Below are 16,983 nucleotides of genomic sequence, written 5' to 3' on the forward strand. Positions count from 1 at the left end.
TGTGTGTACCGAGGCTTTCTTACTGGAGACTACAGTCTCGAGGATCATACCATCACAGCTGCAAAACTGATTATTGTAGCAAGTGCGAGGAACTGCAAAGAGGTTATGACAGAAGTGTTCTGTCTCAAGAACCAAGTAGGCATCATGCATCATCTACTCTGACAAGTCAATCGTAGTGATTTATTTCCAGAACTACTGTCTCTATGAGTCTAACGATTCTCGAGACAAACCATTACGCTGTAGCCGTTTTTCTGTGTCTACGGTTCTCACTACACTACACTTCGTTTCGATCTCATCAATTTCTAAACGGCAGAGCCATTAAGAATTGAAGGACTTCGTTTCGATCCTCGAAGCATGGAGGTACGCTTCTACGAATGCTCGTCACATGTCTGGGAGGCATGTATGAACTTGCTCCTACGCTTCTACGAATGCTCGTCGCATGTCTGGGAGGCATGTATGAACTTGCTCCTACGCTTCTACGAATGCTCGTCGCATGTCTGGGAGGCATGTATGAACTTGCTCCTACGGTTTCTACGAATGCTCGTCGCATGTCTGGGGGGCATATATGAACTTGCTCCTACAGTTTCTACGAATGCTCGTCGTATGTCTGAAGGACAAGTAAGAATGTGCTCCTACGCTTCTTACGAATGCTCGGATCATACAAAGACTGGAACACCATTTATTTGGTTTTAGGGATATCAGACATATTTATGTCACAGTTACTAAATTGTTTATTATAGTCTGGATGAAGTAAAAATACTTCCAAATTGAGAAGGATGAATGATACTGGGTGATAATAAGAAGTTTGGCTGAAGCTCTGGATATACAAAAAAGCCTCCGGAACGAATGAAACGTTCCAGAGGTTTGTTCTATGTCTATTCTTGGGTGTTGTTCAATGCTTCCTGATCAATCGTCAGTTCAACAGTTACTGTCTGTTCTTTTGAACCACGGTAGAAGGTTACCTCAATAGAGTCACCAACTTTTTTCTTGTAAAGAGCACTTTGAACGTCTGTTGATGTTTCAACATCTTCGCCATCAATCTTAGTGATAACGTCATATTTTTCCAGACCTGCTTTTTCTGCAGGTGTAGCGGACTGGATGCTGCGAAGTACGACGCCGGTTGTTAAATCTTCTGGTGTGTTAAGAATTTGTTCTCTTTGCTGAGCAGAGATGTTTGCCATATCAATCATTGTTACACCCAAAGCCGGACGAGTTACTTTACCGTCTTTTTCCAGCTGGTTAATAATGCTGACTGCATCATTACTTGGAATAGCGAAGCCCATTCCTTCTACGCTGACAGAGTCGCTGGATTGAACAATTTTAACAGAATTGATACCGATTACCTGTCCTTCAATATTCACTAGAGGACCGCCGGAGTTTCCAGGATTAATTGCTGCATCTGTTTGAATCGCATTAATGTTGATAGGATCGCCATCATCATTTGTATTTGTGATATTTCTATTCAGAGAAGAAACAATGCCCTGTGTTACAGAGTTCGCATAATCAGAACCCAGAGGAGAACCAATGGCAATGGCTGGTTCACCGATCTTCAAGTTATCAGAATCACCGAATTCAGCTACAGCATCCACTTTATCAGAAGAAATTTTGATAACAGCCAAGTCTGTATAAGAATCAGTTCCTACTAGTTCACCCTGTACTTTTGTTCCATCATGAAGAACAATTTCCAAAGCTTGGGCACCGCTGACCACGTGGTTGTTGGTCACGATGTAAGCTGTGTCTCCATCTTTCTTGTAAACCACCCCACTACCTTCACTGGCAGCTTCCAGATCTGCATCGGAACTGTCAGAAGACTCAGAGTCACTTTGTGTTCGGTCATCAAACAACCCGCCATACATGCTGTTTGAATTTTGGCTGACGCGCTGCATATTAACTACAGAAACTACTGCATTCTGTACTTTTTCCACAGCCTCCGTGATATCACTGTTGACATTCACGCTGACATTGCTGACGGTTGTATCACCACTGTTATCCTGTGGGGTTAACTGCTCAGAAGAGCTGGGTGAATTATTTAAATTATTTCCGTTCACTGCATATAGACCACCAAAAGCAAGTGAACCGCCAATCACCCCGCCGGCAATACCAATACCGAATTTTTTTAATAAACCATTTTTATTAGGTGTAACATCTTTTCTATCCATTATAAATCCTCCTGCGTACATTTCATTTTCTTTATTCATAGTATAACTTTCTTCAACACATTTAGTCTATAACACAGCTTTGAACTTTCTATGAAAAACTTAGGTAAAAATTCATCTAAATGAGAAAACGTAAAGTCAATTTATGAAAAAATAAAGAAGAATTGTGTGGAAAAAACCGACATGAGTTATCCACAGGTTTGTGGATAATGTGCATAACCTGACAGGGGAATATTTGTTTGTATTTAAAATTCAGTCAGAATAACCATAAAAAGAGACTGAACCTGTGGATAAGTCTGTGAATATGTGTATAACTATGTGGAAATACTGTGGAAACCCTATCCACAACATGATAAAATTGGTGGAAAAGATTAGATGTGTCTGAGAATGTCGGTGGCAAAAGAGTCAAAAATATAAGGGAGCGTATCTACAAGAAGGTTGGGTTGGGAAGAAAAACTGTTGTTTTTACTGAATTATACTAAAATTATGGAGAGCACGGACATCATCGCTAGTTTCAGACAGGCTATAATAGAAAAAAAGAAAAGATGTGGATAAATGAAAATTAAGATTATCACTGTGGGAAAATTAAAAGAAAAATATCTGGTTCAGGGCATCAATGAATACCTGAAAAGACTGCAAAGCTACAGCAAAGTGGAAATTATAGAAGTCCCTGATGAAAAAGCACCAGAAAAACTCAGTGAGGCTGAAATGCTTCAGGTCAAAAACAAAGAAGGTGAACGAATCATGGCGAAGCTGTCGGATGCCGATTATCTGTTTGCCTTGGCAATCAACGGCAAACAGCCAAGCAGTGAAGAATTTGCCGGAGATATCGAACAGTTGGGCATCTCCGGTAAAAGCAATCTCGCCTTCGTGATTGGCGGCTCGCTCGGACTCAGCGAAAAGGTATTAAATAGAAGCAATCAAAAAATCTCCTTCGGCAAAATGACCTATCCACACCAGCTGATGCGGCTGATCCTGATGGAACAGATCTACCGGGCATTTCGAATACAGAAGGGGGAACCGTATCATAAATGATGCGATTCGCTTGAATAAGAACGTTGATTTAAATGGCTTTTGTTTAGCGAAATGTAGGTTAATGATTAGGTGGGAATTTTGGAATGCGCTAATTATTATATGCAAACAGGATGTTTATAAAGCTTATAGAATAGAAGGGGTGCATAATGAATGTATGTAAATATAGATAAAGTGTTAAGCAAACTTGAGCAAAACGGTTATACTATTAGTAATTTTGAACAACAAAATAATAATGGAGTATTATGGTCTTTTAATATAAAAAACTTAGATTGTAAGGTTACAGTATATGATTCTAATCCGGATATGCCAAATACAAATATTCAGGGTAATATATCTAATGATGATAAATATCATATAAAAAAGATGATAGATGATACAAAAATCAAGAATTTGAAAGTCGATACAGATATTATAGAAGAGCAGTACATGGAATGGGCAGCAAAATACCAAGGTGAAAAGGTTGGTGTATGGTATGCTCCAGTATTAAAAAAACTAGGATATACACTAGAGAAGATTGATTTTCCTTATGATCAACGTATAGTAAATAATTTTTTTGAATATGATAGTTTTGATTTGTTTTTACCGATATATAAATCGTTTTTTAAAGAAAAAGATGAAGATATTAAAAGAATTATCTCAGGAGTGAATGTTTGGTATCCAAGGGATGAGAGATATAAAATTAAACTGTTTACAGCTAATATTGCGAAAAAAGAATACGATGAAGGGACTAGGTCGAGAGAAACTAATCTTGGTGGAATACCCAATCTAGGGTCTCTATTAAGATCATATCTCAAATTTTTGTATTTTAATCATAATAGTAGCTCTGATCAAAAAATCGCAATGCCTCAAGTAAAACATAAACAAGAGGAAAGCTTAAGTAATGATAAAATTAAGTTAAATGATTTACCGACACTAGAGTTGGAAAGAATTGAATTATACAATATAAAAAGATTTAGAGAAGAAACAATATTTGAATTTGGTGAGTTAAATAAAATAAATACAATAAGTGGTCATAATGGATCTGGAAAAACAACAATAATGGAAGCAATAATGTTGGTAGAGAAAGTGTACTTTTTATCTATTATAGAAGAGAGAAATATATACTTTAATTCAATCGCGTTAGAATTTTATGAAATGTTTAATGAGAAAGATTCATTTATCAAATTATTTTTTAACAGTGAATTATTTGAAGAACCTCAGGAAATTAGACTAGAAAGTTCAGATGAAAATGAACAAGATTTTTATAGTATTCATTATTCATCAAAAGAGCTTGAAAAATTAATAGTTCAATCTTGGAATATAAAAAATCCTAAGAATGTTTTTGTATATCTGCCAACAAATAAGTCGGTAATAGAAAAGGATTATACATTTGATAATGTAATCTTAAACAATGAAAAAAAATATTCATCAGTACTTGAAGCAGTATTAGATCCTAAAAATACATATAGCCATTTATATGATCTAATATTTAATGATTATATTACAGACAGAGTGATACCTAGAAAACCACCTAGACTGTCTTATTTTAATAATACGAAAGAAGCTTTCCAAGAATTAATACCACATTTAGAGATAGATAATTTTTCTACTAAAGAGGTTGAAGGACAAATATCATTATTTATAAAGTCACCTTGGGGGAAATTTGATATAAGAAAATTGAGTGCAGGAGAACAATTAATTTGGTATAGTTTGATTTTCATCTATTATATTGGTGAAGATAATACAATAATAATTGATGAACCTGAGAATCATCTTCACGAAAGTTTGTTACTCAAGTATGTTGACTTCTTAAAAAATAGAATAAAGGTTAGAAATGTATTATTACTAACGCATTCTAAAAAATTGATTTATTCAAGTTTTAATGATGGAAGTAATTATCTTTTTGATGATGAAAACAAATTAATCAAATTAGATACTCATTTTGAAAATGAATTAAGGAAGGTTGGTATAAGTTCTATAAATGAAAAAATGTTATTTGTAGAAGGAATTACAGAAAAAGAACACTTGAAAAGTTTAGAGCAAAAGTATGGAATAACAATTTATGAACTAAACAATTGTGAGGATATTATAAGAACATGTGGTGTGATGTCTAGTATGGACAAATTATTGTACAATCCATGTTTTGTATTTATGATAGATAGAGATACTAAGACAGATGAAGATATAAAAAAACTTATGGAAACTGACGTAGAATATTATGATACTCATTTTATTGTGCTAGAAAAACATGAAATTGAAAATTATCTATTGGATGAGAAATGCTTTTGCAAGGTATATAATGATATTGAAAAAAATTTGTCTGGAGAGTCTCCAAATTTCATAACTGATGAGGACATTTCAAAAATATTTAAAGAAGAAGCAGACAAGTATGTGAGCAATGCAAAATCTAAATTTATTGATTTTAGACTAAATGAAATGTTAGGAAAGATAGCTAGAATTTCAAAATATAAGGAAGTAAAACATAAGATTGAGAACAGTGATACAGGATCAGGATTAAGAGAATATATTTTAGAGCTAAAAGAGACTATTAATGACCAATTAAATAATATAGATGAATTAATACTGAATGAAGTAGAAAAAACTTACATTTCAAATTGGGAATCAGATTGGAAGGACTTGTCTCCAGGAAAAGATGTTTATAATCAATCAGTAAATAAGATTGCCAAAAAATTAGGGGTAACCAGAGAAAAATTTGTTAAGAATATTCTTCAAGAGTTATATGTAAATGAGGAAAGTGAGCTTAACTTGCTTAAAAAAGAAATATTAGTTAAATTCGAAAAACAAATTAAATAAGTTGTTTGTGTTAACAGGTTATTGGAAATATTTAGGAACGTTGATTGTAAAATGATTAATTTTTAACTTTTTAGTTGTTTATAACTCGATTAGAATCCGGATAAACGGTGGGAGCAGGAGCGCAGATCATAGTTGCGACGAGTAACCGCAGAAACAAGCCTTTCAGAAATAGGCTGAAATTCACAAAAAATTGAAGAACAATTTTCGTGAATTTTGGCCTACTTCTCGAGACTAAACGCCTTTGGCACATCCTCAGGTAAATGAAATTTTTCTATTTTGCTTTCCCGTATATCTCCCTTCTAAAGGGTATAGGACTTTTCTTCAACTTCCTTCTTTGTATAGCTTTTCTAGAGTATGTTCTATTGATTCCTTGTTTCTCGGATAAGATTTGTTTGTAAAATTTTTTCTTATAGGGTTGCCAAGCCCAATATCTGTAATAATACTCTTCTCCACCGCCAATATTGCTATTGAGCGTTCGATAATAATATTTATTGACCTGATAATGATCTTTTCTTAAATAGTCAATTATCCAACCGACAATAAAAAGAGCAACTATCATTAAGGCCAGGTAGAAAAGAAAAATAATTAAAGGTCTTAGTTCTGAGGGGACGTTTTTAATAGGACTGTTCATTTTTATTTCCTCCCGAAATATTTGCAAAAAGCTATTTTTTTAGTGATATATCAATAGTTGTTTTTTTCTAGACCAATAGAAATTTTTTTGCTTAGTAATAAAAAAATTTTTTGTTGGTCATATTTGAACTGATTCTCTACAGAAAAAACAAACTATATATCCATGATGATTGATTTGTATTTATGCCGTGAAATAAATAGAGCTTATTTTTAAATAAACTGTATTGATTATGATTATTGTTACTCAGCATAATATTGCTTAATATATTCTATGCTTGATTTATCTGTTACTAGACAACTGAGCTCTTTTTGCTTAGTTTTGCCGCTGTTCATTAGCCAGTTTAATGAGTCAATAAATAAATAGGTATTGTCAATCAGCAGCAGTTTTACATGTGATGGTGGATTATAGACAAGATTGTCTTTTAATAATTTACGTAGAGCAGTTATTGCTTTTAAGGCCTCTTCTTTTCTCCAAGGTATATCTTTATCTACTATCTCATCAATTTCTGTCTCCAGTGATCGTTTTTTACCTTTGTGTCCAAAAAAGATTTGGACGGTAGTGTCTTACTTAAGCTGATTATCTATAATCTGTAAAAAGTTTTCGTTTACTACATAAGCACTAATCCAAGGAGAGACAATGGTGATACTTTTCTGGGTCAGTTCAATGAGTTTCATCAATAGTTCATTATGTTCTTTACCACCATAAACGATATTCTCTGGTATCGTTTCACTAAAGTAATCAGCAATAAGAGATTGTTGATGTAGTGGAGAAACTCCAGATAAAATGTTTATAACTTTTTTTAATTCCTTTTGGTCCTCCGTAATTTCCATAGAATCAAATAGACTATAGGTATTTCCATGCTTAACTATTTCATCAACGCAACTCTTCTTATGGTAGAGGAAAAGCAATCGAAGAAACAGTAAAAGAAAATTTATTGAATCGACAATTTGAACAGAGCCAAATCGATGCTGTTTGGGTGACGGATATTACTTATATTCCTTGTAATGACGGTCTCCTCTATTTGTCCACCTATATTAACTTGGCAACTCGTATTCCACATTGCTATATGGTGGATTCAACCATGAAAAAAGAAATTGTCGTCTATCCATTACACATTTATAAAGGAGAATTGCCTACGGTAATTCATTCCGATAGAGGTAGCAATATCGGTCTCTTATCCATCAAGAGCTGTTGACCGACCACCACATCACACATTCAATGAGCCAATCTGGGACTCCTGTTGACAATGCAGTAATCGAATCATTTCATCGATCGATCAAACGAGAATTAATCGAACCCAACAAGCATAAAAGTAAAATAGAGATGAAGGTGTTAATCCAAGATTATTTAGAAGACTACTATCCAAACAAAAGAATCTATACAAAATTTATGATGACTCCTCGACAATTTGAGGCGAAGAAAATAAGTAATCTAACCGACTTTAACTAAACTATTGCAGGTCCCTCTCCTGTGTATTTTTTTTATTTTACACACCTTATTTTTTCTGTCTAGTCTAGCCGATCCAGAGTTTTACTAAGAAAAAAAGACTAAGTTTGAACTAAATAAATCGGAGCTGAGTATTATTTAAGTTTCCATGTATTGAAATTATCCAGCTATTTGGTCTTTAAAACTTTCTGATTTTAAGGTAGTTAGTTCTTTTAACGGTCTAGTTTTAAAACCATAGTTTATCGTTCCATCCCAAAATTCTGTTGATAATTTTTTGTTTGAAGGTGTCCAATAGAACATTTGGTCATCAGGAGCAATGTTTAAATCTATTGTATTTTTTTTAGTTACAATCAAATCAAATTCAATTCGGCTATTCATAAAATACCGAATAATTTCTTCAAGCGTATTGAAGGAATTAGTTTCTATTTTTTGAATAGGAAAACTGGATGTAACTGATTTATTTACGTGGTTTTCGGTCCAAGACCATAATGTGTACATGGCTTTTTTTTCAATAAGTGCCACTTCATTCAACAAATTCTCTATTTCACTGAAAGCCTGTTTTAAAGAAGCTGAGTGAATATCTATGGAAGCAATTTCTTTTGATACATTTTTCCACTTTTTTTGAGCAATCTTATATAAACCAATAATTTTTTTAAGAATTATTGCTTCTTCCGGATAAAGAGACGCTACTTTTTTTAAAAATTTTATATAGTCTCTTCTATAAAGACCGCCATTTCCAGCAAGGATACAGAAGTAATAGAAGAGCTTTTTATTTTTTTCCAGATGTTCTTTTTCTGACAAGATATGTTTCAATTCTTGAGACATGTGATCGAGACCATTTAACCCTTTACTCTCCCAATTAGACAGAAGAAATAGCTCTGCTGTGTGGTGGATAGCCTCTAAAATCATTTGCTTAGACAACGGAGCCATGTTACTTTGTTTAGTCATATTATAGTAAAAAATTCGGCCTTCAGAAGGATAAAAGACATTGGTGTCTTTTGGATAGACTGCACAAAGAAAATCTGAAATAGACAGTTTTCTCATTTTGAAACTGAAATTATCATAAAAGTAAACAAACTCAGAATCTATTTTATGAACCGTTACATAATGATTTACATTACTTTCTTTTACATATGAAAATAATTCTTTGCTTTGAGGATCCTTCATATATTCTCTTACAGAGATTTCAATAATTGCAGACGAGTGGTCATTGAGAATAGTTGATAGAGTAGCAAGATAGTTTTCCTCCTCAGCCAAAATAATACTGATCTCCCTGTTTAGCAACGTAGAGAGTGTAAATATTCCCTGGTGGGTTGAACCTAGTGCTGAAAAGGTCCATCCGGATTGGGGCAGATTGGTGTAATTATACATGAAACTAAAACTTTGACTAATCCCAAAGAGAAGTTCATCTGTGATTGATGGATTATTTTGAGCAAGAAGATTACTGAATGATGCAATATAGCACGAGCTGTGCATTGAGTGTTTCATTGAATGCCCCCCATTTATTCTTGATACTGATAGGTTTCTTTATTGTCCAGCGATAAAATATGATTGGCTGCACGGATACCTTCTTTCACTGCACCATATGTACCGCCGGCGATCGATGTCCATTGGCTGCAGAAAAATAGATTTTTAATGCTGGTATTGGTAGTTTCATGTCTTTGACTACTGATGACAAATTCTTGTTTTTTTTCAAAACCATACATGGAACCTTTTCGATTGTGAGTATAGCGCTCATAGGTTAACGGTGTCGCAGAAGCCTTACAGATAACTTTAGTTTCATCAATAATTGGAAAATACTCTTTTAGAAGAGCGATGAAAAGCTCTTCAATTTCTTTTTTTACATCTTTATAAATGCCGTGTGTTTGACATTCTTTCATAAAATCAAAATTCATAGCAAAACCTAAACATAGCTGTGACTTATTTTCAGGCGTACTTTTTGAATCTTTGGAATATAGGAAAGAAACCATTAAAAATTCTGTTTCTACAGGAATTTTTTGCTGGGCCACTTTGCTGTAAAAAGTTCGGTCACCGATGTAAATGCTGTGATAGGTTTCGCTGATCCCCAACGACTCAAAAGGTTGATCTAGTCCTAACCAGATACCAAAACTAGAACTGGAAGGAATAAAATCATTTCTAAGTTTTGGGTTCCAATATTGTTCATTATTTAAACGATAAAAATTGTTATAGTCGTTCGCCCAAACCACATAATCAAAATTAGAATATGTTTCTCCATTTTTGAATTGAAGCTCTGTCAATGATCCATCATCTATCAGTGTGGCACTCACTTCTTTTCTCCGATGAATAGTCCCTTCAAACTGCAAAAATAATGTTTCTAAATCTGCAATTACTTGTTTGCCCCCGCCAAAGACCATCTTATTTTCAGGAGTATCCTTTCCAACACAAAGAGTAGCAGGGATTGTGATTGCTGACATGTCTGCGGTTAAGTCAAATAAGGCATAAAAAACATTTGCGAATAGAGCATCTTCTCCAAAGAATTCAATAAGAACAGTTTCGATTGTTCGTTTTGTGAATATCAGGTATTCTTTCAAACGTTCTACAGAAATAGATAAAATGTTCCCGCCAGATTGATCAATTTCGTTGAGAATATCTAATACATCATTCATTTTTTCTTTGAATTGTTCCACATTGACACGTTGGTGGGGGAACTCTCTTCTGAGGACATTCAACAGGTCATCATCAATTAGAATTTTGCGATCATTAATATGGTATTGCATATAATAATATAAGAAATTGTCATAGGTTAAATCTAATACTTGATCGAGGATCGTATAGACAGTGGAAGGAAAACGATAAACAGAGGTATGAAAAGTAAAGCCTTTTTTCTCAAATCCATCGCCATATCCGCCAAGAACAGAATGTTTTTCAAATAATTCCACGTTGTATCCTTGTTTTGCCAGTAATGCAGCACAGGTCAATCCTGAATACCCACTGCCAATAACAGCTATTTTTTTCATTTATAAGTAACCTTCTTTCGTTTGCTGTTTATAGAAATAGTATCTATGAAAGTGAAATAGAATGTTTTGATAAATCATAAAACACGGTTTTCTTATCAAATTTGAGTCTATTTTATTCGATTAGAACAGAAATGACAGAGTTATTGTGAATGAAGGATATTGAGTACAGAAGTTGTTCGTATCGAAAAAATGATTTATTTGACTTTTATTTATATTAGGTAAATAAGTTTTTGTTCCTACCATTTATTAGGATTCTAACTATCTGCAATATAGTTCAAAAAGTGATGTTGCGAACGCCGACTTCATATTTTGAAAAAATTTTTTTCTATTTAATCATCTGCTTGATGTGTGTTGCTGCAATTTTTGTTATTTTATATAGCTTCAATGAGCTACGTGGTAAAGGAAACGACGAAAAAGATAGCAAAAGTGCTGTTGTTCGTGGAGAAAAAAAGCAAAAATGTATGATTTGGACGATTGTATGAAAAACCGCATTGTAGTGGTCCATTTGGCGATATAGTTAATGCAACAAATACATGGTGTTAACCATTATTTGAAAAAATAGATTTATTGGAGGAATTTGAGATGACAGAACAAAACGTAAAGGTAGCAAAGGAAAGTTTGGAAATGAAAGTATTAGAAATGATTATTGACAAATTGGATCTTGATGATGTAGATGTAGAAAATTTTGATTTCGATGCTCCGATTTTTGAATCTTATTCTGATGAAGAAGTTGGTTTAGGCTTGGATTCAGTTGATGCTTTAGAATTAGTTGTGGGATTGAACGAAGTATTTGAACTGAAAGTAAGCGATGAAGACATGGCGATTTTCCGAAGTGTTCAAAGTATTGCTGATTATGTAAGAGAAGAAAAAGGAATGGAATAATATGACGAAACATCGAGTAGTTGTAACCGGCATCGGCGTTATTTGCGCAAATGGTGATAATAAAGATGAATTTTTTGAAAATACTATAAATGGTGTAAGTGGATTGAAGGAATGTTCATTATTTGATGGTTCAAAGCTTAGTACGTCCTTTGTAGGTGAAATTGAACGGGAGATGCCATATCTTACTACAAGTTCTGATGAACCTGAAAGAATTGATTATATCGTTAAAAATTCTGTAGAAGAGCTACTGGAAGATAGTGGGTTAACAAAAGAAAATATTCAGCAAATGGAAGATCGAGCGTGTCTTTCATTTGCCACTTCTTTGGCATCTAATGGCCGGATTCTTGGATATGTGAATGACAAAGAAAATGGCAAGAAAAATGCAGACTGGTTAGTTAAGATTCCTCAATTTGTTTCAACAATCAAAGAAGAAACAGGTGTAGAAGGTGGCTGTTATACAACCATGTCAGCTTGTGCAGCAGGAACAACAGCAGCTGGGATTGCTTTTGATTTAATCCAACAAGAAAATGCTGATTTGGTCATTGTTGGTGGAGCAGATCCAATGACGGAGTTTTCTAATTATGGTTTTCATGCACTACGTTCGTTGAGTAATAATCAGTGTCGCCCATTCGATAAACAGCGAGATGGTATCAATATTGGTGAAGGCGGAGCTTTTTTCACTTTTGAGACATTAGAAAATGCGAAAAAAAGAGGCGCTAAAATTTATGGTGAAGTTTTAGGCTATGGAATTAATAATGATGCTTATCATATTACTAGTCCAGATCCTAAGGGAGTTGGAGCTACGGCTTCTATGAATATGGCGGTAAAAGATCATCCATATGTGTTGGATAAAATTAACTATGTGAATGCTCACGGTACAGGAACAAAATTGAATGATGTCATGGAGGCTGGAGCCGTTGATCGATTTTTTGAAAAATCTCAAAAACAGCTGTATGTATCATCAAATAAATCAATGATTGGTCATTGTTTGGCTGCCGCTGGTGCATTGGAATTGGCTTCAACAATGTTATCGATTCATCATCAAATCGTACCACCGACAATTCGGTTGGAAGATAAACTGGACGAGTGTGGAGCGAATCATTTCAACACTTCTAAGGAAGAACTGGTTGTAGATTATGCACTCTCTAATTCATTTGCATTTGCTGGCAATACAGCAAGTATCTTTGTAGGAAGAGTTCATGAATAAGCGCATTGGAATTATTGGCAATAATCTGTCAGGTGATTTAGCTGCGTCATTGTTGAAGAAGAAATACGAGGTCCTTCGCTTTACTGACCAGATCGAGGATGTATCTGTGTACCCTTTTTTTGGAAATGATTTAAAAACAGGGATCATGAAACAGTTTTTTGAAGACACTGTTGAGGACTCGCTAGAAATAAGAAAAAACGCTGTTCAGCTATCCATTGTATTAGATAAAGAAGAATATGTGTATGAGATGAACATTCAGAGTTTTCAAAAAAAATTAGAAAATGATTTTCCGAAAGAGGTAGAAGGAATTAATTATTTCTTTTCAGAAATAGAACGAATAGGAATTGAGTGGTCTGAATTTATTACAAGCAGATTTGATGGGAAGAAAGTAAAATTTTCTGCTTCTGCAAAATATTACAATAAAAATGTTGAGGAAGTAATTGAGTATATTGGTATTCAAGATCCGACATTTATCAGGATTATAAAAACGCTTATACCAGTTAAAGAAGTTACATTTTCTGTTTTTGCAGGATATCTCTATACTCAATTCTTTGATATTTGTGCGTTACCATTTGATGCTTTGGCGTATTGTCAGAAAGTAGGTAAACAATCCTCAGAGCAAAGAATAGTTCATGATATATCAGAGTTGAAGATAGAAAAGTTTTCAAATGATACGGCTGAATTTGAAGAAACTATGGATGCCGTTATTGATTTGAGACAGGTTACTAAAAGTAGTGAAAATTCAATCAAAGTCGGATATTTATCCCCTCAGATAACGTTGGCTTCGGATACGTTATATCTGATAAATCAGGGAGATCAAATCATCACGAAGGTCTGGAACAGTCAACTACTAAATTACAATGCTCCATCTCAATGGTGTTTTGAAGGAGTCTCTTATAATCGAGAAACTATTTCCATGGGTCAAGTAGAAGAATGTTTGACACCTTTTGTGACAAGTAGCAGCGAAACTGAGGTCGTAGATGATTCAAAAATAAATCAAAGGTTTGACGTAGTCAATGGTGCAGGATACGCATGGGCATTTAGCAAAAAAGAGTCGCTCAAAGATCCTACTAATTTAATTAGAAAACATACTTCTACAGATTTTAGCTGTACTCATTGGGGATTTGCCTGGTTTTCAGCAGCCTATCACATTTTGAACGTTGTGGATAATCAAATGAATTTTACATCCGATAGATACAAAATCAGTGAAATGAGGTGAAAAGGATGAATTATGAATATAGAAATCAAGTTCGTTTCAGAGATACTGATGGTTATGGGATTGTTCATCACAGCAACTATTTCTGCTACTTTGAAGAAGCTAGAATGGCTTTTTCAAGAAATATATTAGGATTTAGTGGCGATATGTTGAATGGACGAGCGTTAAAATTTCCGGTAATCGAAGCCACATGTAAGTATCGTCAGGCGGTTCAGTATAATTTTGAGAAAACACTGATTCAATTGGAATTTTCTATTATAAATAATTGCAAAGTCCGATTTACCTATAAGATGAAATCAGCTTCTGGGAAAGTCATCGCAACAGGTGAAACGATTCATGCCATGGTAGACGATCAAGAACAACTACTTTTAAGTGTTCCAAAGTGGATAATGGAAAGAATCGAAGCTTATGAAAGAGGTGAAATTGGTGAAAAGATGTTTTCCACGTTTAAGTAAGTCTTGGATTAAAAGCCACGATTTAGAGTTGAACACCTATTTCAATGTATTAAAATATGCAGGTTCTTACGTTGATCAGGATCTATTATATCTAACTTATGGTGGCTTTCTTGTGAAAAGCGGAGAGCATCAGGAGTGTAGAATCGGTAAAGAAGCCAGTATGGCATACAGCTTGGGACTTTACTTGGAAAGTTTTCATCACGATGATCCGAAATTATTTATGGAGAATGTAAAAAAGAATATCAAGATGAGATTAGCGCCACCAATTGTTTTCGTAAAAGGAGAACTACTTGAGGAATCAATACAGCAAGTACCCGTTGTTTGTTGCGGTTACTCAGAAGAATCATTATTGATTATCAATCCTAAAACTGGAAAAGAACAATGCTTAGCTATCGAAAGTTGTATAAAAACAAACAATCAATGGGAAATGATCATGTTGAATGTTCCCGGAATGAGCAGGATTACAGATGTTTCGATAAAATTCTCAGTTCAGTCAGCGGTGTCTTACTACTTGAAACGATTTAATACAACTATGGCGAATAAGAAACAAGAACAACTGTTAAAAAATCTTTATGTGAGTCAAGGAAATTTGCAGCAGTTAAAATGGCTGGAAATCGCAGAAGGCTATCGAGAACTTTTAACGAAAGAAACTAGAGCGCAGTTGAAGAAAATCGCAGCTGATTATGAAACCATAACAATGGTGAAAGGAGATATAGTTGCTTGAGTATGTTGACAGTTGATGTAGTAAATACACACACACCAGGATCAAATTGTGGTACAAATGCTTCAAAAGTGCTGCTTCAGGCGCAAGGCTATCCCTTTTCTGAAGCCATGACCTTTGGTTGCGGTTCTGGTTTAGGCTTCATTTATCAGTATTATAAAGAATCGGATGAATGCTTTTTATCAGGAAAAAATGAGAGTCTGGAATTGAATTTAGCTACATTATTGGGTGGAGAGTATGTTAGTGGAAACTTTGACGATCCAGATAAAGCGTTTGACACAATCATTACAATGGTCGGTGAAGGAATTCCAGTTATTTTAGACCTATCGATCAAACATTTACCATACTTTAAACCTTATTTAGCCAGTTTGAATAATATCGGTTTTGGCTTACATAATGCAATTATTGTAGAGTGTGATCGAAAGAACCAAATTGTGACACTATTGGATCATCGTTGGGCAGAACCAAAAGTTATTTCTATTGAAGATCTTAAATCAGCAATGGGAGCAACAGAAAGTGGAGTAAATCCAAGAAGTAATTATAGAAGCATTATTTTACCCTCTTATTCAGGTTCGTATCATCAGGAAATGATTCAAGCAGTGGAATTGAATATTCACAGAATGAAGTATCCGTTTGCTTTCAAAATGGGATTGAAAGGACTTGGTACATTCCGTAAAGAGCTACTAACGATTGTATCAAATAATGATCTTTATGAGGAAAAACAAGAAACTATAGCAACCTTCGGGATTTTAATGGAAAAATTAGGAACTGGCGGAGGTAATTTTAGACGTATTTATGGACGTTTTTTACAAGAAGCGGCAGAAATTACTGGAGATAAGCAATTTTTAGAATCTGCAATTCATTATAAAGAAGCTGCCAAAGAATGGAAACTACTTTCAAAGATTTTGACAGGTTCAACAATGAATCAAGAACAACAACAACAGTTAGACCGTTGCTTGACAAAAATCATAGAGATAGAAAATCAGGGAATCCAACTATTAGAGTGGATAGTAAAGGAGTAAATGGATGGAATATAGCAAAATTTTAGAAACCTTACCTCACAGATATCCAATGCTGTTTGTTGATGATATTCAGGAAATAGATTTTGGAAGATATGTACGAGGAATTAAATGTATCAGCGTAAACGAGCCTTGGGCACAAGGTCACTTTCCAGATGAGCCGGTTTTTCCCGGCGTGTTATTGATTGAAACGATGGCCCAAATTGGCGGCTTTATGTTTTACAGTGATGATGAACGTTCTTTAAAAGCTTATTTATCAAAAATTGAAGATGTTAAATTTCTTAAAAAAATTCGCCCTGGTGATCAAGTCATTGTTGAAGCAAAATTTGTACAAAAAGTATCAAAATTTGTTCGAGTGAAATGTAAAGCAAAAGTTAATGGAAAAATTGCTGCCAAAGGAATTATTACCTACTATTTTGATACTAATTTTGAATTGGAGTGAAC

Annotated in this window: 16 protein-coding genes; 11 read left to right on the forward strand and 5 right to left on the reverse strand. The window is 34.3% G+C overall.

What is annotated here, in order from left to right:
• Positions 1-875 precede the first annotated feature (875 nt).
• Entirely contained in the window at positions 876-2,159 is a 1,284-nt protein-coding gene (locus LI954_RS01715) for a S1C family serine protease (RefSeq protein ID WP_229443323.1), read from the reverse strand.
• A gap of 552 nt (positions 2,160-2,711) precedes the next feature.
• Here LI954_RS01715 and rlmH point away from each other — a divergent pair.
• Both rlmH and LI954_RS01725 read left to right on the forward strand, forming a co-directional pair.
• Positions 2,712-3,191: a 23S rRNA (pseudouridine(1915)-N(3))-methyltransferase RlmH gene (gene rlmH, locus LI954_RS01720; protein ID WP_229443324.1), complete on the forward strand. Its 480-nt coding sequence runs from the start codon at positions 2,712-2,714 to the stop codon at positions 3,189-3,191.
• Between the two features lie 150 nt (positions 3,192-3,341).
• Complete coding sequence (locus tag LI954_RS01725; protein WP_229443325.1) at positions 3,342-5,984, forward strand: AAA family ATPase; 2,643 nt, start codon at positions 3,342-3,344, stop codon at positions 5,982-5,984.
• A 271-nt stretch (positions 5,985-6,255) separates the two neighbouring features.
• Here LI954_RS01725 and LI954_RS01730 read toward each other — a convergent pair whose 3' ends face one another.
• Positions 6,256-6,615 carry a hypothetical protein gene (locus LI954_RS01730; RefSeq protein WP_229443326.1) on the reverse strand — a complete coding sequence of 120 codons (360 nt, stop codon included), beginning with the start codon at positions 6,613-6,615 and terminating at the stop codon, positions 6,256-6,258.
• Positions 6,616-7,178: 563 nt separating this feature from the next.
• On the reverse strand, positions 7,179-7,445 hold the full coding sequence (locus LI954_RS01735) for a hypothetical protein (RefSeq protein WP_229443327.1): 267 nt from the start codon (positions 7,443-7,445) through the stop codon (positions 7,179-7,181).
• A gap of 146 nt (positions 7,446-7,591) precedes the next feature.
• Between LI954_RS01735 and LI954_RS01740 the strand changes: the two genes are divergently transcribed.
• Both LI954_RS01740 and LI954_RS16295 read left to right on the forward strand, forming a co-directional pair.
• A complete protein-coding gene (locus tag LI954_RS01740) occupies positions 7,592-7,810 on the forward strand; it encodes a hypothetical protein (RefSeq protein ID WP_229443474.1) in 219 nt (72 codons plus the stop codon).
• Positions 7,807-8,064: an integrase core domain-containing protein gene (locus tag LI954_RS16295; protein ID WP_420705959.1), complete on the forward strand. Its 258-nt coding sequence runs from the start codon at positions 7,807-7,809 to the stop codon at positions 8,062-8,064. The genes LI954_RS01740 and LI954_RS16295 overlap by 4 nt, the downstream gene beginning before the upstream one ends.
• A gap of 156 nt (positions 8,065-8,220) precedes the next feature.
• Here the strand turns inward: LI954_RS16295 and LI954_RS01745 are convergent, their stop codons facing one another.
• Positions 8,221-9,549, reverse strand: coding sequence for a DUF4872 domain-containing protein (locus tag LI954_RS01745; RefSeq protein WP_229443328.1), 1,329 nt, complete (start codon positions 9,547-9,549; stop codon positions 8,221-8,223).
• A 14-nt stretch (positions 9,550-9,563) separates the two neighbouring features.
• The gene (locus LI954_RS01750) at positions 9,564-11,039 is read right to left on the reverse strand and encodes a phytoene desaturase family protein (protein ID WP_202066670.1); all 1,476 of its coding nucleotides are present in this window, start codon (positions 11,037-11,039) and stop codon (positions 9,564-9,566) included.
• Between the two features lie 582 nt (positions 11,040-11,621).
• Between LI954_RS01750 and LI954_RS01755 the strand changes: the two genes are divergently transcribed.
• From LI954_RS01755 to fabZ, 7 genes are read left to right on the forward strand one after another with little or no spacing between them, the layout of a single operon-like run.
• Complete coding sequence (locus LI954_RS01755; RefSeq protein WP_202066672.1) at positions 11,622-11,921, forward strand: phosphopantetheine-binding protein; 300 nt, start codon at positions 11,622-11,624, stop codon at positions 11,919-11,921.
• Position 11,922: 1 nt separating this feature from the next.
• Positions 11,923-13,128, forward strand: coding sequence for a beta-ketoacyl-[acyl-carrier-protein] synthase family protein (locus LI954_RS01760; RefSeq protein WP_229443329.1), 1,206 nt, complete (start codon positions 11,923-11,925; stop codon positions 13,126-13,128).
• Positions 13,121-14,347 (forward strand): hypothetical protein, encoded by a 1,227-nt coding sequence (locus tag LI954_RS01765; protein ID WP_202066675.1) that lies wholly within the window; start codon positions 13,121-13,123, stop codon positions 14,345-14,347. Before LI954_RS01760 ends, LI954_RS01765 begins: the two co-directional genes overlap by 8 nt.
• 5 nt (positions 14,348-14,352) lie before the next feature.
• Positions 14,353-14,799, forward strand: a complete 447-nt coding sequence (locus tag LI954_RS01770; RefSeq protein ID WP_202066677.1) for an acyl-CoA thioesterase — start codon at positions 14,353-14,355, stop codon at positions 14,797-14,799.
• Complete coding sequence (locus LI954_RS01775) at positions 14,771-15,523, forward strand: hypothetical protein (RefSeq protein WP_229443331.1); 753 nt, start codon at positions 14,771-14,773, stop codon at positions 15,521-15,523. The genes LI954_RS01770 and LI954_RS01775 overlap by 29 nt, the downstream gene beginning before the upstream one ends.
• A 2-nt stretch (positions 15,524-15,525) precedes the next feature.
• Complete coding sequence (locus tag LI954_RS01780) at positions 15,526-16,542, forward strand: BtrH N-terminal domain-containing protein (RefSeq protein ID WP_229443476.1); 1,017 nt, start codon at positions 15,526-15,528, stop codon at positions 16,540-16,542.
• Between the two features lie 4 nt (positions 16,543-16,546).
• Complete coding sequence (fabZ, locus tag LI954_RS01785) at positions 16,547-16,981, forward strand: 3-hydroxyacyl-ACP dehydratase FabZ (RefSeq protein WP_202066686.1); 435 nt, start codon at positions 16,547-16,549, stop codon at positions 16,979-16,981.
• Positions 16,982-16,983: the final 2 nt, after the last annotated feature.

The sequence above is a fragment of the Enterococcus sp. CWB-B31 genome (genome assembly GCF_020567645.1).
Classification (GTDB): domain Bacteria; phylum Bacillota; class Bacilli; order Lactobacillales; family Enterococcaceae; genus Enterococcus_L.

Excerpts from the sequence above, each read along its gene's own strand:
- LI954_RS01715 (WP_229443323.1), bottom strand. The coding sequence starts at position 2,159 with ATGGATAGAAAAGATGTTACACCTAATAAAAATGGTTTATTAAAAAAA.
- rlmH (WP_229443324.1), top strand. The coding sequence starts at position 2,712 with ATGAAAATTAAGATTATCACTGTGGGAAAATTAAAAGAAAAATATCTG.
- LI954_RS01725 (WP_229443325.1), top strand. The coding sequence starts at position 3,342 with ATGTATGTAAATATAGATAAAGTGTTAAGCAAACTTGAGCAAAACGGT.
- LI954_RS01730 (WP_229443326.1), bottom strand. The coding sequence starts at position 6,615 with ATGAACAGTCCTATTAAAAACGTCCCCTCAGAACTAAGACCTTTAATT.
- LI954_RS01735 (WP_229443327.1), bottom strand. The coding sequence starts at position 7,445 with ATGGAAATTACGGAGGACCAAAAGGAATTAAAAAAAGTTATAAACATT.
- LI954_RS01745 (WP_229443328.1), bottom strand. The coding sequence starts at position 9,549 with ATGAAACACTCAATGCACAGCTCGTGCTATATTGCATCATTCAGTAAT.
- LI954_RS01750 (WP_202066670.1), bottom strand. The coding sequence starts at position 11,039 with ATGAAAAAAATAGCTGTTATTGGCAGTGGGTATTCAGGATTGACCTGT.
- LI954_RS01755 (WP_202066672.1), top strand. The coding sequence starts at position 11,622 with ATGACAGAACAAAACGTAAAGGTAGCAAAGGAAAGTTTGGAAATGAAA.
- LI954_RS01760 (WP_229443329.1), top strand. The coding sequence starts at position 11,923 with ATGACGAAACATCGAGTAGTTGTAACCGGCATCGGCGTTATTTGCGCA.
- LI954_RS01765 (WP_202066675.1), top strand. The coding sequence starts at position 13,121 with ATGAATAAGCGCATTGGAATTATTGGCAATAATCTGTCAGGTGATTTA.
- LI954_RS01770 (WP_202066677.1), top strand. The coding sequence starts at position 14,353 with ATGAATTATGAATATAGAAATCAAGTTCGTTTCAGAGATACTGATGGT.
- LI954_RS01780 (WP_229443476.1), top strand. The coding sequence starts at position 15,526 with ATGTTGACAGTTGATGTAGTAAATACACACACACCAGGATCAAATTGT.
- fabZ (WP_202066686.1), top strand. The coding sequence starts at position 16,547 with ATGGAATATAGCAAAATTTTAGAAACCTTACCTCACAGATATCCAATG.